The 16,211-nt window shown below is 43.2% G+C and carries 18 protein-coding genes; 1 reads left to right on the top strand and 17 read right to left on the bottom strand.

The genetic code is table 11. The features are described 5' to 3' along the window. Positions 1-119: 119 nt before the first annotated feature. From tpiA to nth, 17 genes are all read right to left on the bottom strand, one after another. Complete coding sequence (gene tpiA, locus MXE28_RS07875) at positions 120-872, bottom strand: triose-phosphate isomerase (RefSeq protein ID WP_021841507.1); 753 nt, start codon at positions 870-872, stop codon at positions 120-122. Between the two features lie 9 nt (positions 873-881). Then, positions 882-2,060 carry a phosphoglycerate kinase gene (locus MXE28_RS07870; RefSeq protein ID WP_156704613.1) on the bottom strand — a complete coding sequence of 393 codons (1,179 nt, stop codon included), beginning with the start codon at positions 2,058-2,060 and terminating at the stop codon, positions 882-884. Positions 2,061-2,173: 113 nt separating this feature from the next. Beyond that, entirely contained in the window at positions 2,174-3,181 is a 1,008-nt protein-coding gene (gene gap, locus MXE28_RS07865; protein ID WP_021841505.1) for a type I glyceraldehyde-3-phosphate dehydrogenase, read from the bottom strand. Between the two features lie 110 nt (positions 3,182-3,291). Next, complete coding sequence (locus MXE28_RS07860; RefSeq protein ID WP_021841504.1) at positions 3,292-4,317, bottom strand: sugar-binding domain-containing protein; 1,026 nt, start codon at positions 4,315-4,317, stop codon at positions 3,292-3,294. Between the two features lie 708 nt (positions 4,318-5,025). Then, positions 5,026-5,310, bottom strand: a complete 285-nt coding sequence (locus MXE28_RS07855; RefSeq protein WP_021841503.1) for a PepSY domain-containing protein — start codon at positions 5,308-5,310, stop codon at positions 5,026-5,028. Positions 5,311-5,581: 271 nt separating this feature from the next. After that, positions 5,582-6,208 carry a uracil phosphoribosyltransferase gene (upp, locus tag MXE28_RS07850; protein WP_021841502.1) on the bottom strand — a complete coding sequence of 209 codons (627 nt, stop codon included), beginning with the start codon at positions 6,206-6,208 and terminating at the stop codon, positions 5,582-5,584. Positions 6,209-6,285: 77 nt separating this feature from the next. After that, the gene (gene glyA, locus MXE28_RS07845; protein ID WP_247240022.1) at positions 6,286-7,527 is read right to left on the bottom strand and encodes a serine hydroxymethyltransferase; all 1,242 of its coding nucleotides are present in this window, start codon (positions 7,525-7,527) and stop codon (positions 6,286-6,288) included. Between the two features lie 68 nt (positions 7,528-7,595). Beyond that, complete coding sequence (rpiB, locus tag MXE28_RS07840) at positions 7,596-8,033, bottom strand: ribose 5-phosphate isomerase B (RefSeq protein WP_021841500.1); 438 nt, start codon at positions 8,031-8,033, stop codon at positions 7,596-7,598. 185 nt (positions 8,034-8,218) lie between these two features. Beyond that, on the bottom strand, positions 8,219-8,656 hold the full coding sequence (locus MXE28_RS07835; protein WP_021841499.1) for a low molecular weight protein arginine phosphatase: 438 nt from the start codon (positions 8,654-8,656) through the stop codon (positions 8,219-8,221). Between the two features lie 73 nt (positions 8,657-8,729). Further along, entirely contained in the window at positions 8,730-9,815 is a 1,086-nt protein-coding gene (locus MXE28_RS07830; RefSeq protein ID WP_021841498.1) for an L-threonylcarbamoyladenylate synthase, read from the bottom strand. Next, the gene (gene prmC / locus MXE28_RS07825; protein ID WP_021841497.1) at positions 9,799-10,692 is read right to left on the bottom strand and encodes a peptide chain release factor N(5)-glutamine methyltransferase; all 894 of its coding nucleotides are present in this window, start codon (positions 10,690-10,692) and stop codon (positions 9,799-9,801) included. Before prmC ends, MXE28_RS07830 begins: the two co-directional genes overlap by 17 nt. Next, positions 10,685-11,770, bottom strand: a complete 1,086-nt coding sequence (gene prfA / locus MXE28_RS07820; protein ID WP_226974459.1) for a peptide chain release factor 1 — start codon at positions 11,768-11,770, stop codon at positions 10,685-10,687. The genes prmC and prfA overlap by 8 nt, the downstream gene beginning before the upstream one ends. Before the next feature lie 79 nt (positions 11,771-11,849). Continuing rightward, the gene (locus MXE28_RS07815; RefSeq protein ID WP_226974458.1) at positions 11,850-12,737 is read right to left on the bottom strand and encodes a DUF1385 domain-containing protein; all 888 of its coding nucleotides are present in this window, start codon (positions 12,735-12,737) and stop codon (positions 11,850-11,852) included. A 75-nt stretch (positions 12,738-12,812) separates the two neighbouring features. Beyond that, on the bottom strand, positions 12,813-13,010 hold the full coding sequence (gene rpmE / locus MXE28_RS07810) for a 50S ribosomal protein L31 (protein ID WP_021841494.1): 198 nt from the start codon (positions 13,008-13,010) through the stop codon (positions 12,813-12,815). Between the two features lie 88 nt (positions 13,011-13,098). Then, the gene (locus MXE28_RS07805) at positions 13,099-13,404 is read right to left on the bottom strand and encodes a PC4/YdbC family ssDNA-binding protein (protein WP_021841493.1); all 306 of its coding nucleotides are present in this window, start codon (positions 13,402-13,404) and stop codon (positions 13,099-13,101) included. A 50-nt stretch (positions 13,405-13,454) separates the two neighbouring features. After that, a complete protein-coding gene (locus MXE28_RS07800; protein ID WP_247240021.1) occupies positions 13,455-14,936 on the bottom strand; it encodes a hypothetical protein in 1,482 nt (493 codons plus the stop codon). A 1-nt stretch (position 14,937) separates the two neighbouring features. Beyond that, complete coding sequence (gene nth / locus MXE28_RS07795) at positions 14,938-15,576, bottom strand: endonuclease III (RefSeq protein WP_021841491.1); 639 nt, start codon at positions 15,574-15,576, stop codon at positions 14,938-14,940. A 254-nt stretch (positions 15,577-15,830) separates the two neighbouring features. Between nth and MXE28_RS07790 the strand changes: the two genes are divergently transcribed. Beyond that, positions 15,831-16,073, top strand: a complete 243-nt coding sequence (locus MXE28_RS07790; protein WP_226974456.1) for a DUF896 domain-containing protein — start codon at positions 15,831-15,833, stop codon at positions 16,071-16,073. Positions 16,074-16,211: the final 138 nt, after the last annotated feature.

Below are 16,211 nucleotides of genomic sequence, written 5' to 3'. Positions count from 1 at the left end.
TAATCTATATTTAATATGCGTAAAAACTTGGTAAATGAATGTAAGCGGCCAAAAACTAATCAACCTTAGGCTTAAATAATAGTTAATCACCCTTAGACTTAAATAATCATTAATCAACCTTAGGCTTTAATAATGGCCATGAAATCATCTGCTTTTAAGGATGCACCACCTACTAAAGCACCATCAATATCCGGCTGAGATAAAATTTCTTTAGCATTACTGCCTTTAACACTGCCGCCATATTGGATACGCAACGCTTCAGCCGTTGCCGCATCGAATAATGCGGCCACTTTGGCACGAATGGCTGTACATACTTCCCCGGCCTGTTCCGCAGTTGCCGTTTTACCGGTACCGATAGCCCAAATCGGTTCATAAGCAATTACCATTTGACTTACCTGTTCAGCCGTTAAGCCTTCAAGGCCGGCTGTCAATTGGCTGTCAATAAACGACTGTGTCTCATTGGCTTCACGCTGTGCCAAACTTTCGCCGACACATAAAATCGGGATTAAATCATATTGGAACGCGGCTTTTATTTTCTGATTAATTAAAGCATCGGATTCACTGAAATACTCACGACGTTCCGAGTGACCGAGAATTACATAATGACAACCTACATCGGTAAGCATGAGTGGCGAAACTTCACCGGTAAACGCCCCTTTTGGCTCAAAATACATATTCTGAGCTCCTAAGCGAACGTCTGTATCTTCAATTAAATCAGCTACCGTGCTGAGACCGGTAAATGGCGGGCAAACCACCACTTCACGGCTCACTTCACCTTCAGCGAGAGCTGCTTTAATGCCTTCCACTAAAATAGTAGCTTCCGCTAAATCAGTATGCATCTTCCAATTGCCGGCAATAATTTGTTTACGCATGGCTCCTCCTTATTTATCGGCTAATGCCACGATACCCGGTAAGGCTTTCCCTTCTAAATATTCCAAGGATGCACCGCCACCGGTCGAAATATGAGAAATTTTATCGGCAAGACCGCTCTTTTCAATGGCTGCCACCGAATCACCGCCACCTACAATAGTCGTTGCGTCAGCTTCAGCTACGGCTTTGGCTACCGCGTTAGTGCCGGTTGCAAAATTATCCATTTCAAAAACGCCCATAGGTCCGTTCCAAACAATCATCTTCATTGGTTTTAACGCTTCCGCAAACGCTTTTTGTGTATCCGGACCAATATCAAGGGCCATCCAACCTTCTTCAATGCCGTCGGCAGGAACTACTTTATGATTAGCATCATTGCTGAATGCATCGGCTACCACAAAATCAGTTGGCAATAACAAATTCGTATTTGTTTCAGCAGCCTGTTTAATAAGCTGACCTGCCAATTCGATTTTGTCCGCTTCCACTAAGGATGAGCCGGTTGGATACCCTTTAGCGGCAATAAAGGTATTGGCCATACCGCCACCGATGATGAGCACTTCTACTTTTGGTAATAAATTGGAAATAACTTCAATCTTATCGCTTACTTTAGCGCCGCCGATAATAGCTGCAAACGGGTGTTCCGGATGCTCTACCGCACCGCCGACGTATTTAATTTCTTTTTCCAATAAATAGCCCGCTGCCATTGGTAAAAATTTAGTAATCCCTTCTACGGATGCATGGGCACGATGAGATACGCCGAACGCATCATTGATGCCCACTTCGGCAAGGGATGCTAATGCTTTGGCAAAATCTTCGCCATTCTTTTCTTCTTCTTTATGATACCGTAAGTTTTCCAACAAAAGAACGTCGCCATCCTGCATAGCTTCTACCGCTTTATGAGCGGCTTCACCGACACAATCATCGGCAAATGCTACCGGTTTGCCCAAGAGTTCACTGAGACGAACAGCACATGGCTGTAACGTAAATTCCGGTTTACGTTCTCCTTTCGGACGTCCCAAATGAGACGCTAAGATTACTTTGGCCCCTTTACCGATTAAATAATTAATGGTCGGTAAAGTAGCACGAATACGCGTATCATCAGTAATGACACCATCTTTTAAAGGTACATTAAAATCTACGCGCACAAATACGCGTTTATGGGCTACGTCAACGGACTCGATTGTTTTTTTCATAACGGCCTCCTATATGTTAACGATACAGCTTATAAAAAATAAGCCTATCTCTCGTCATTAGCTTATAAATGGTAAGCAAAAGAGGGGACTATCTACATAGTCCCCTGCAAAAATTATAAACCTTGATCAGCAATGAATTTAGCTAAATCAACGACACGGTTGGAATAACCCCATTCGTTATCGTACCAGGAAACCACTTTTACCATATTGCCTTCCATTGTCATTGTCAAATCAGCATCAACGATGGAGCTGCGTGGGTCACCGTTGAAGTCGTGAGATACGAGCGGTAAATCAGAAACACCTAAGATACCTTTCAATTCACCTTGTGCTGCTTCACGTAATGCGGCATTGATTTCTTCTTTAGTTGTTTCTACATTGAGTTCAGCTACCAAGTCGGTAATGGAAACGTTTGGTGTAGGCACACGAAGAGCGAAACCGTTTAATTTACCCTTTAATTCAGGTAATACCAAAGCTACTGCTTTAGCAGCGCCGGTAGTTGTAGGAATAATGGATAAAGCAGCTGCGCGAGCACGACGAAGGTCGCTGTGCGGTGTATCCAAAATGCGTTGGTCATTGGTATAGGAGTGAACCGTAGTCATCAAGCCGCGTTTGATACCGAATTTTTCATTCAATACTTTAGCAAACGGAGCCAAGCAGTTAGTTGTGCAGCTTGCGTTGGAAATGATGTGGTGGTTTTTAGGATCATATTTGTCCTGGTTAACACCCATTACAATAGTAATGTCTTCTTCTTTAGCCGGTGCGGAAATAATAACTTTCTTAACAGAACCGCCCAAATGCTGAGCTGCGTCATCACGTTTGCGGAAACGGCCGGTTGCTTCTACAACGATTTCAACGCCTTCGGAAGACCAGTCGATATTAGCAGGGTTAGGATCATGGAATACACGAACTTTTTTGCCGTCAACAACAATATATTCACCGTCAACAGTAATTTCTTCTTGCAAGTTACCGTGTACGGAATCATATTTTAATAATAAAGCAGAACCTTCAATATCGCCCAAGTCATTAATAGCCACTACTTCTACCTCAGGGTTATGAAGCGCTGCACGAAATACACATTTACCGATACGACCAAATCCATTAATACCAATTTTAACTGCCATGATGGTTCCTCCTAGAGTGTAAAAATTAATACCTAAACAGTTTTAAAATGTGAGTGTTTACGATTTAAATAAAACAATGTATGACTAATAATAAATCATAAACACTATGACTAGCTAATACTTAGTAGCGCTGCTATTGATTCAGCTGCACTTTCATCAATAATAAGGGTACCTTTGCGACAGGCTCTCATCACCCCGATAATTGCTTTGGCTTTACCGGCACCACCTGCTACAGCGATTACATGCGGTATAGACTCAATATCAGTAAGGGCAATGCCCACATTATTGGTCGTATACACAATGTTGCCGCTAATGTCACAATAGTAACCCAAGGCTTCCCCAACAGCACGTTTAGCGCGCAACGTGGAGCGTTGTGCATCTGTTATATGCCGCTGTGCCGCCATGTGCAAGGCTTCACCGATGCCAAAGATTAAAATATCGGTTTGCTTAGCCAATTCCATCACTTCTTTGATTTGTGGTTCCATATTCATCAAAATGCTCAACGCGTCTTGCGACAAACCATCAGGTAGATGCAACATTTTGTAGGTACTGCCGATTTTCTCGGCAATCACCGAAGCAATCACATTCGCTTGATATTCTACCCGTTCGCCGATTCCGCCGCGAGCCGGAATAATGGTAGCCTGACATTTCTTGGCCGGCAGAGCATCTGCCATATTGGCCATCGTACTGCCGCCACTTACAGCTAAGACACTGCCCGGATGCAATACCCCTTGCAACACTTTCGCCGCCTGGAAGCCTAACTCTTTGCGTTCCATGTCGGTTTCACCACCGCCACTGGTAATAATAACTTCATCAATTTGCAAAACTTCTTTAAGCTTTGCTTCAAGCTCACTGATTTTATTGAGCTCGTGCATTGATGAGTTTAGTTGCGGCAGCAGTTCTTTGCCTTCCTCAGTTAACACCATCCCCTGTTGGGTAAAACCAATAAGACCATTGTCCTTCATGATTTCAACGTGTGAACGTACTACACGTTCCGATAGTTTACTAAGGTTGGCAAGCATGCGTCGCCCGATAGGTTGTGCATAGGAAATGTGATTCAGCAGTATGTAGCGCTCTTCCACAATTCGCATAAGTTCCGGAGCTATTCGTTGATACACCTCCGATAAATCTTTCATGCTGTACCTCTTTCATCCCGCTGGAGCGAAAATCGTCCCACCGTCGATAAAAAAATATCCTCGCCTATATTCTACCTTATATGGGTGACACGCGCAAGTCATTTTATAAATTATTATATTGAATACTAAAAAATATATTGAAAACGTTGACTGCTCGGCCGTCAAAATTACCTTATATTAAGTTTCAAAATCATATGAGACCTGATATTCTCTACCGGAGAGCACACCTCTTCGAGCTAAGGCTCCCCTTGCAGAGAATATCAGGTCTTCAGCGATTATAGCTCATCTCAATTCACAGGTAATTTTAGCCGGCTACAACAAAAAAAACGTTTTCAATATATTTAGCATCTTCCCCATAACAACCTATAAAATGACTTGCGAATCACACCATAAATGGACGAATAATAGCCGAGGATATGGGGAGAGTGGGAGGAATTGTATTGTTCCAATACAATTCCCTTCCCTCCACTCCTCAAAAACGACTAATAGGCCGCTATTGTAATGTGCTGAAATCGATATTGAAGAACAGCGCTTTGCTTTCTGAGATGATAGCTGAATCACAAAAAGAATGGCCACTACCTATAAGGTAAGCCTTAGCTTGAAAAGGTGTGCTTGCCGTTAGGTAGTGGCCATTCTAAAGTTTTTATATAAATCAGAACATCAAAGCGCTGTTCGTAACAAATGTCAATCCATTACAATAGCAGCCTATTAGTCGCGATCTACGTCCCAATCAATAACTTGACCGGTAGCGGCATCAATTTCGAATTCATATTCAACGCCGTTGTAGAAAATTTTGCCTTCATATACTTTACGGCCATTTTCAATGTCCGGTTTAACTTTATATACATGGCTTGCATTCGCGCCCGGCACTTTAGCCAAAGCGATAGCGGTTGCCTGGTCAATTGTAATTTCGGAATTTGCCTGTGCCAAGCCAAAGCTGCCTGCCACCAATAAAGATACGGCTAATACTTTTAAAGATTTGTTTAATTTCATAGTCTACCTCATTTCATTATAATATATTAATTATTTACTTCTCTTAGCGATAAATTACGAAGTATAATTTACTGCTTCTATCCTTCTTATATATCTATTATATTCGACATGCTTTATTTTGTCTATTGCAAAAAATTAAATTACATATATCAATCATGAAATATAACACAAAAATGGCTTGAAGCACATTGCTCCAAGCCATTCATTATTTATTATGTAAAGCCTATCAGACTGTAAAAGTTAATACGCTTCACCTATCTTATTTTTTAGACTATTTAGTACCGAAAATACGGTCCCCTGCATCGCCTAAACCAGGCAAGATGTAGCCATGTTCATTCAAGTCTTCATCAAGTGCCGCAACATAAATACGTACATCCGGATGTTCCTTATTAACCGCTTCAACGCCTTGCGGAGCTGCTACCAAGCACATAAGCTGAATATCGCGAGCCCCTTTTTCTTTTAAAAGAGTGATGGCTGCCGATGCACTGCCGCCGGTTGCCAACATAGGATCTGTCACGATAATACGACGTTCGGACAAATCAGACGGCAATTTGCAATAGTATTCAACCGGTTTTAAGGTTTCAGGATCACGGTATAAACCTACGTGACCTACTTTAGCCATTGGCATTAATTCCAATAGACCGTTAACCATGCCGAGACCGGCACGTAAAATAGGGATAATGCCTAATTTTTTACCGGCAATTTGTTTACCGATTGCTTTTACCAACGGAGTCTGTACTTCTACATCTTCCAACGGTAAGTCGCGAGTAATTTCATACCCCATCAAAAGTGTAATTTCTTCCAATAATTCGCGAAAATCTTTAGAACCTGTTTCAACATTACGGATTAAGGTTACTTTATGTTGAATCAACGGATGAGTCATTACATTAACATTCATAAATACGGTGCCTCCTTAAGTCTTACTATTCTGTGCCTCAATAAGGCATGTTATGAAATCTCTCTCAAGCGGATATATTAAAGATTAGGATACATAGGATATTTTTCACAAAGAGCGGCTACACGTTTAGCTGCTTCTTCATGTTTAGCTTTATCTTCGGAGTTTTTAAGAACTAACGCAATGATGGACGCAATTTCTTCCATATCCGCTTCTTTTAAGCCACGTGTTGTCAAAGCCGGTGTACCGAGACGAATACCGCTGGTTACGAATGGGCTTTCAGGATCGAACGGAATGGTGTTCTTGTTACAAGTGATGCCTACTTCATCGAGTAAGAATTCAGCAACTTTACCGGTTAAACCACAGCTGCGTACGTCAACAAGCATTACATGCGTATCGGTACCGCCGGATACGATTTTAAAACCTTCTTTTTGAAGAGCTGCTGCCAACACTTTCGCATTGGTTACAACTTGCTGTGCATATTCTTTGAATTCAGGTTTTAAAGCTTCGCCGAAAGCAACCGCTTTTGCAGCGATAACATGCATCAAAGGACCGCCTTGGATGCCGGGGAAAATTGCTTTATCAATAGCTTTGGCATATTGTTCTTTGCAAAGAATCATGCCGCCACGAGGTCCGCGTAATGTTTTATGTGTAGTTGTAGTTACTACATCAGCATATTCCACTGGATTTGGATGCAAACCGGCTGCTACAAGACCTGCAAAGTGAGCCATATCTACCATAAAAATAGCGCCTACTTCATGAGCGATGTCGGCCATTTTTTTGAAATCAATAATGCGAGAATACGCACTGCCGCCGCCGATAATTAACTTAGGTTTGTTTTCTTCGGCAATTTTACGCATTTCATCATAATCAATTTCCTGTGTTTCTGCATCAACGCCGTAAGGAATTACATTGAAGTATGTACCCGAAACGTTAACCGGCGAACCATGAGTCAAATGACCACCATGGGATAAGTTCATACCCATGATAGTGTCGCCCGGTTTTAACAAAGCAAAATAAACACCGAAATTAGCTTGCGAGCCGGAATGAGGCTGTACATTGACATGTTCAGCACCGAATAATTTCTTAGCTCGTTCAATCGCTAACGTTTCCACCATATCTACATATTCACAGCCACCATAATAGCGCTTGCCGGAATAACCTTCCGCATATTTATTGGTCAATACACTGCCCTGTGCTTCCATAAGCGCTTCGGATACGAAGTTTTCAGATGCAATCATTTCCAACTTATTGCGTTGACGGTTTAACTCTAAATCAATCATATTTTTTAATTCCGGATCTTGACTCTTAAGAATGCTCATAGCATTACCTCCTACACACTCAAATCATAGTGCCTATGAAATACAAGCTGTCCCCCAAATTATCTGGACTAAGCCTCTAGTTCGGCTATTTTGGCAACCCGTCGTTCATGACGGCCACCTTCGAATTCGGTAGTTAACCAAATTTTAACAATATCGCCGGCTAACCCGGGTCCGATAACACGTTCGCCCATCGTTAAGATATTGGCATTGTTGTGTTCCCGTGAAGCGTGGGCTGAAAATGTATCGTGGCATAAGGCCGCACGAATACCGGCTACTTTGTTGGCAGCAATGCCAATTCCGATACCGGTACCGCAAATTAAAATACCTCGATCATATTCTCCTGCTGCTACTGCTTTAGCCACAGGTTCGGCAATATCCGGGTAATCCACGGATGCTTCCGAATCGGTACCAAAATCAGTATAGGCCACATTCAATTCATCAAGCAAAGCTTTAATTGCCGCTTTTAAATGAACGCCGCCATGGTCAGCGCCAATGGCTACTTTCATCCTATCCCTCCTAATCGGTATCCATTAAATATAAACATCTCTACCCTATTTTACTATGTCATATAAAATCAAGCAATGACATTTGTACGCAATATAGAGATATTATTTAAATTGACTACCAATCAAGATATGACTAACCGCTCTCAAAACGCCCTTCGAAGTGACGACTTAGAATTTATTACTGTTTAATCCAACTTTGCTAAGGCTTTTGTCAAAAGCTCTTTGATCTGTGCCGCACAAGCATCATATTCTTCCTGCGTACCGCCAAACGGATCGGCTACGTCTTCATTCGTACCGGCCCACTCACCCAAGGTTACGATTTTATCGCTCATTTCAGGGAATTGGCGCAACAATACTTTTTTATGATCCGCTGCCAAACCGACAACCAAATCAGCCGCATCCAAAAGAGCTTTATTAAGCGGACGCGATAGATGACCGGAAATATCAGCCACATCTTTAACTGCTTCAATGGCCTGAGGTGATACACGGCCACCCGGAGCCGTAAATAAACCGGCCGACAAAGTCACTACATCTTTTTTTGCGTCCTCTGCCATCGCTTTAAGCATACCTTCCGCCATGGGGCTGCGACAAGTATTGCCGGTGCAAACAAATAATATGTTCATAGTCTTACCTCTTTTCTATAACTCTTTTATAGCCTGCCGATATAAAACCGGGGCTCCTATTTACAAGGCTCCCTTACGGTTTACCTGTTACGTGTACGATTTTTTGACCACTCGCCTTCGCCATACGGTTCATGATAGCTCGACCCAAGCCTTGCATAGGCACACCGGTGGCAAAAATATGGGTCACGCCGGCCTTATTAAAAGCCAATAATGAAGAATACAAATTATGGGCAAGCCCTTTATAATCCGCCGCATTACCATAAATTACATATTCAAAAGGCACATCCGATGAAGATAAATAGATATCAAGGAATTGTGCCACTTCATCACTCATGAGGAACCCAAAGCGAAGCGGTTTGTCGTGATGCTCTTGTTTAATAGCTTCCATGGCCTCTATCATAGCCTGACTAACGAGGCGCGGTGCCCCCACATAAGTGGTCATATCACCGTCCGGCGCATAGTGCGTATACTTCATACCCGGTGCTTTCGGTGCCACATCGGGCGCACTCAAAGCTTCGTCAAAAGTCACCGTACTCACCACTCGTTTTAACATGGCATCGGTAATCCCGCCCGGTCTTAAAATAGTAACCGCATCATCACCGCATTCTACGATGGTCGACTCAACGCCCACATCACAAGGGCCTGCATCGGCAATAGCCTCGATGCGTCCCTTCATATCATGTAAAACGGCATCTGCCGTAGTCGGGCTGGGACGACCGGAAATGTTGGCACTGGGAGCCGCCACCGGTACGCCGGCGGCTTTTAAAATAGCTCGGCACACATCATGAGCGGGACAACGAATAGCCACACTGTCTAAACCGCCCGTAGCACGCTTAGGCACCTTGTCGGATTTTGGCATAATAATCGTTAAAGGTCCCGGCCAAAAAGCATCCATGAGCTTTTGTGCCGTCGGTGGAATTGAGGCTACCAACGGTTTTACCGCGTCCTGATCCGGTACATGTAAAATCAAAGGATTGTCCGACGGGCGTCCTTTTGCCTCGTAGATTCGACTCATCGCCGCTTCATCATAACCGCTGGCGCCCAGTCCATATACGGTTTCCGTAGGGATGGCCACCAACTGGCCGTTTCGTAAACGTGCGCCCAATTCGGCAATGGCTGCATCATCCAAATGTTTATATACTTTAGTTTCTATGGCCATTATCATCACCTGTTTTCTGCCAACGTAAGGCCCGTACAATACCACCTAAATCTTTTTGTGCCACTACTTCACTGTAAACACCCATAGTTTTGGCAAGCTCCGTTACCGCCTTTGCTTGGTCATAGCCGATTTCAACCGCTAAATAGCCGCCTGCTTTTAAATACTTAGGTGCCTCTGCCAATAAACGGCGATAAAAATCCAAGCCGTCGGCACCGCCGTCTAAGGCTATTACCGGTTCATTTTGAACTTCCTGTTCCAAGGTCAAAATTTCTTCACTGGGAATATACGGCGGATTGGAGACGATTAAATCAAAAGCGTTTTCATAGGCTGTATCCGTTGCCAAGGCACTCAATAAGTCGGAGTAACACAATTTAGCCCGATCCGCCAGCTCCAACTGCTCCCGATTCTTAACAGCCACCGCCAACGCCTCCTTGCTGATATCAAGGCCGAGCCCCGTAGCCTTAGGTAAATAGTGAAGCAAACTGTATAAAATAGTACCGGGTCCGGTACACACATCAAGAATGTACGGGGCACTTTCTTTGTCAAAAACGGTCAAAATATCTTCAACCAAAGTTTCCGTATCGGGACGCGGAATTAATACACCCTTATTCACAATAAACGGCAAACCCATAAATTCTTTTTTACCGATAATCGCAGCTACACTAAACCCTTTGGCGCGTTCAAGTACGAGCGGACGATACGCGTCGAGCTCCTGTTTATTCAAAGGTTCATCATAGTGTGTGTATAAGTAAATTCGATCTTTCCCCAATATATGAGAAAGCAGCACTTCCCCATCAAGGCGACTGCCGCCTTTGCCGAGAAAATACTGCTCTGTCCATTGGAGCAAGCGACCGATAGTCCACAGCTCCTTAGGCATTTTGATCGGCCTCCTGCATTTTAGCGGCCTGATCCGCTGCAATCAAAGCTTGAATCAGTTCGTCCAAATCGCCATTAAGTACGGCATCCAATTTATAGAGCGTTAAGTTAATGCGATGGTCGGTCACACGACCTTGCGGATAGTTGTACGTACGAATACGTTCACTGCGATCGCCCGTACCAACCTGACTCTTACGATCGGCTGCCACGCTGGCGGCCGCTTCCTGTTCGGCTTTATCTTGCAATTTAGCACGTAATACGCGCATTGCCTTATCTTTATTTTTTAACTGAGACCGTTCATCCTGACACGCAACTACAATGCCTGTCGGTTTATGCGTAATACGCACGGCCGATTCAGTACGGTTAACGTGCTGACCGCCGGCACCGCTGGCACAATAGGTATCGATTTGAAGGTCTTTATCATTAATTTCAATGTCTACATCTTCCGCTTCCGGCAATACGGCTACGGTAACGGTAGAGGTATGAATACGACCGGACGATTCGGTTTCCGGCACGCGCTGTACACGATGTACACCACTTTCAAACTTCAATTTGGAATAAGCACTGTTACCGTCAACGGAGAACACCACTTCTTTAAAACCGCCCAATTCCGGTGCGTTGGCATCGATGATTTCACAACGCCAACCTTGCGCTTCCGCGTATTTAGTGTACATGCGGAACAAATCACCGGCAAATAAAGCCGCTTCATCACCGCCGGCACCGCCACGGATTTCCACGATAACGTTCTTTTCATCATTAGGATCTTTTGGCAAAAGCAAAATATGGAGTTGTTCTTCCAACTCTTCTTTGCGCTCTTTTAATTCTTTTAACTCTTCTTGCGCCATTTCACGAAATTCTTCGTCTAAGCTTTTATCTTCTACTACTTCCAAGGCTTCATCAAGACCGGCGAGAACTTGTTTATATTCTCTGAAGGTATTAACGGTTTCTGTAAGGGAAGCGTGTTGACGTGTTAACTTCTGCCATTCCTGCTGACGGGCAATCACTTCAGGGTCACTGATGCGCTGCTCCAAATCCATAAATTTATCTTCAATAACTTGTAATTTATCTACTAAAACCATGAAACGGGTACCCCTTTCAAACTAATATTGACGACACTATAGAACTGCTGTAACAGATTTTAATACTCCGTCGGCACAGCTAAGATTCATAAGCGTCTTCTTCAGCCGGCCGTACCGATTCCAAAGCTCGAATAGCCACTTCAATTTGGTCGTCATCCGGTTCACGAGTTGTCATGTACTGCAACCACAAACCGGGCGTAATTAAGGCCTTAACGATGACACTTTCACTGCGTCCCGCCAAACGAATCATTTCATAGGCAATACCGGCTACTACCGGCATCAAAAGAACGCGGGAAATAATGCGTTCCCATAAGCTTGGCCAACCTAAGAAAGCGAATACAAAAATACTCGTTACCATAACGATTAATAAAAAGTTAGTGCCGCAACGTGCATGTAAACGTGAATGCTCACGCACATTTTCAACTGTCAACGGTACATCACTTTCATAGGTATGAATCGTTTTATGCTCCGCGCCGTGATACTGGAATACACGGCGAATGTCTTTCGTTTGACCTATGGCCCATATATAAATCAAAAATAAAAGAAGGCGAATCGCCCCTTCTACCAAGTTTAATACAAAGTGATTGTCACCGATACCGGGAATCCATTTAGCTGCATACGTGGGCAATGCCAAAAATAAGGCAATTGCCAGTACCGTAGAAAATACCATGGTAAGAGCAATCTCTTTATTTGACATGGTTTCCTCTTCTTCACCGGCTGCTTTAGCCGAAAAAGAAAGGGCTCCCATACCGATAACTAAAGACTCATAAAGAGCCACACAACCTCGTAACAAAGGTTTTTTCAAAATGGGATACTTATCACTGATTGAACTCGTCGGTTTCGTATCCACTACAATTTGGCCACCCGGTTCACGAACCGCTGTAGCTGTATATTTAGGGCCGCGCATCATAACACCTTCAATGACGGCTTGGCCTCCGACAAACTTTTTAACTCGCTTCGTTTCCAATGCGTCTCCTCTCTCAAACAAATATAGGCAGAGCCGAAGCTCTGCCGTATTATTTGTATAGCTAGACTACAGTAATTATTTACCGTAACGCTTGTTGAATTGTTCGATACGACCGCGAGCCTGAGCAGTACGTTGCTGTCCTGTGAAGAACGGATGGCATTTGGAACATACGTCTACGCGAAGATCGCTTTTAACGGAACCTGTTTTAAACGTATTGCCACAACCGCAAGTTACAGTAGCTTCACCATAATTAGGATGAATTCCTTGTTTCATTCTATACACCTCTTTCCACTGTCCAAAACTATGCTTATTGATTATATCATGGACAATCAGTTAATGCAACTCATTACTTAAATTTTGCTTATTCGTCAGCGGAGTCCTTTTCAGCCGCTTTTTCAGCTGCTTTGGCAGCTTGACGTTCCGCTACGGATTCTTCGTAAGCCGCTTCTAAATCCACTTCATTCAATAAATCGCGAAGAGCCACGATTTCTTCGAGCGATAAGGTAATCCCCTTAGTCATACCATTATATTCACTGTCCCAGGAACGAAGGTCGAATTTAGGATTATAACGCCCCCAACTGGTGCAAGTAAGTTGCTTTTTCCACCCATCTTTATTTTCAGATAAGGTGCCTAATACTTTATAGATTTCAAAATTTACAACTGCCATGTCTTACCTCCTTATCTAACTCTATACTTTATCCCACTTAGACTTTCTTGTCAATTACTCTCAGTTGGATTTGGTACAATTTCTTTGGCAATGGCTTCAATCTCAGCCTGCCAATCGGCGTCAGCCTTAGCTAAGGCCGCTTTACGAGCCGCCCGGGCTTTTTCAAAACGAGTGGCCAATTCTGCCAACGGTTCTTCTTTAATAATTTGACGACGCACACTGCCCATCAACTGCAATAAGGCTTCCGGCATCAACACCATTTGAGCCAGCTTGGTTAAAACCTGTTCCCCCTGTAGACTGCGGAAATAGGTATACCAGATATAAGCAGCCTCCGGATTGGTAAACATCCAATACGCTGTATCCTCCTCGGCCACTTTACTTTGTTCCATGAGTTCCGCATAGGAATCTTCGTCCAAAGTTTCCCCTGCTTTACGACCTTCATGGTCAACCAGTTTTAATTGAACCTCAGTCCCCTGACGTTCTAATTCCAAGCGGGTCGCTTCAAAAGCATTAAATACTTTTTGTACATATAAAGGAACTTTAGGATCTTTGGAAGTAAAACCGTCTTCGCCCAATGTCGGTAATTGCGCTTTCATAGCCGGTTCTATACCGCATAACGATAAGGCATACTGTACCATAGAGAACGTATCCATAGAAGCCAAAACTTCATGCGGCAAAGCAATAAACGGTGTGGAGCGCCATGTGTCCCCCATTACTTCACGAATCTCAAGGGCTACTTTTTTAACCGAACGATTTGTGTACACAAATTCATAAGTGCCCAGCGGCGCCCATTCGCGAATCGCTTCCAAACGTGGTTGCAACAACATATACTGAACAGTCATGCGATTCATGCCCACTTGGTCCTGAATGGCACTAATCGGAATGAAGTAGTGAGCTGTACCGAGTTCTGTAATATTGCCTACCCGATTAGCCAATTCCTGCATAATTTCAACCGGTGCCCGGAACAAGCCGGTAGACGCCGCTACAATATGGTCAAAAATAACATCTTCCGGCCATTCATCAATAACCGGAGCCAACGGATAGAGTTGTTTAAATAAATTATAGCATGTTTCGGATGATGTATATAATAATAAACGCTCCGATGGAATGGCTTGCAAAATTTCTTCTGCCAAGGCGGCATATTCTTCAATATTGGCAAAGAGGATAATACCTTCCGAATTCTTGTGGAATTCAATGATGTCTTTAAAAGGCAAGCGCCACTGTTCACCGCCCGCAAGGCCTTCCACATAGCCCGTCTCCGTAATAAAGTCCATCACTTCTACGGCAAAAGAAGGGCCGTATACAGATTCAAAGGCTACTTGATCGTAAGGAAGTTCGCCAAAAACTTCAACGGTACTTTGCTGCGCCAATTCATATAATTTATCACCCGTAATCCCCCACTGGCGTACTTCGGGACTAGTCTGAAGTATTTGATCCAGTACGCGAAAACGCAATAATTCCGTTACCATTGCGCTACCGGTAACACCGATTGCTTTAAACTTCTTTATAAGTGATTGCATTGCTTCCTTCATATTATGCCTCCTTACCGGCTGACGGACACACATGAGCTAACGGACATTCGCCGCACAAAGGCTTTCTGGCCTTACAAACTTTACGACCATGCCAAATAATCCAATGATGAGCGGCACTCCATTTTTCCATCGGAATTGCTTTCTTGAGCTTTTCTTCTACCTCTTCCGGCGTTTTACCGCGAGCCAAGCCCAAACGATTAGACACCCTAAATACATGAGTATCTACGGCAATAGCCGGTGTATCAAACAATACCGACACCAACACATTGGCCGTTTTACGCCCTACGCCGGGCAATTCTACCAATTTGTCAAACTCATGGGGCACTTCACCGCCATAAGTATTAACCAAAATATCACAGGTTTTTATTAAATTCGCCGCTTTCGCCCGATAGAGACCGCAGTCGCGAATTAACACTTCCAACTTAGCCGTTCCCAACGCCAACATGTCGGCCGGATCACTGTAAGTGGGAAATAATCGCGCCGTAATAATATTAACCCGTTCATCCGTACATTGTGCGGACAAAACTACGGCTACGAGCAGTTCAAAAGGACTGTTATAATGCAAGGCAGGTTTCGCATCTTTATAGACGGTTTCCAAAATAGCTATTTGTTCTGCCTTAATGGCTTTCGTTACACGCATTCTGTCTTCTATGCTCCATTTATCTATCTTAGAATACTCATTCAAAATAATTTATAAATCTAAATAACATTACTTATTCAAAACAGTTTACCTTTACAAGATAATGTATCTGGTCAAAATAATTTGTCATTCGACATCAATTATATCATTACTCATGATGTAACGGCAAACGGCTTGACTGAATATGCTATAATGAATATGAAAAGTTCGTATTGAGAATTTTATGAAAATAAATAATTTACATGGAGGATTTTATGGAAATAAACGACGTTTTAGCGCGCATCAACGAATTAGCCCATAAGAAAAAATCCGGTCAGGAATTAACAGAAGCCGAATTGGTAGAAAAAAAAGAATTATATCGTATCTACTTAGACTTCATTCGCGGCCAGGTTATATCTCAAATGGATCGTGTTTCATTCGTTGACGAAAAAGGCAATATTACCAGTGCCAAAGATATTGCAGCCGCCAATCAGGCTAAAAATACAAAATTAAACTAATACCCAAAAACATTAGACTAATAAAAAGAAAATGGGGCTGTAACGAAATTGAGTTTTTTAACTCACATTTCAGTTACAGCTCCCTTTTCAATTAAAACAAGGATATTTCCAAAATCAACAATTCTGAAAATATCCTTG

This window comes from Veillonella sp. KGMB01456 (assembly GCF_023051165.1).
Classification (GTDB): domain Bacteria; phylum Bacillota; class Negativicutes; order Veillonellales; family Veillonellaceae; genus Veillonella_A.
Note: the sequence above shows the minus strand (reverse complement) of the source record. Positions and strands in the feature narration are given on the sequence as shown.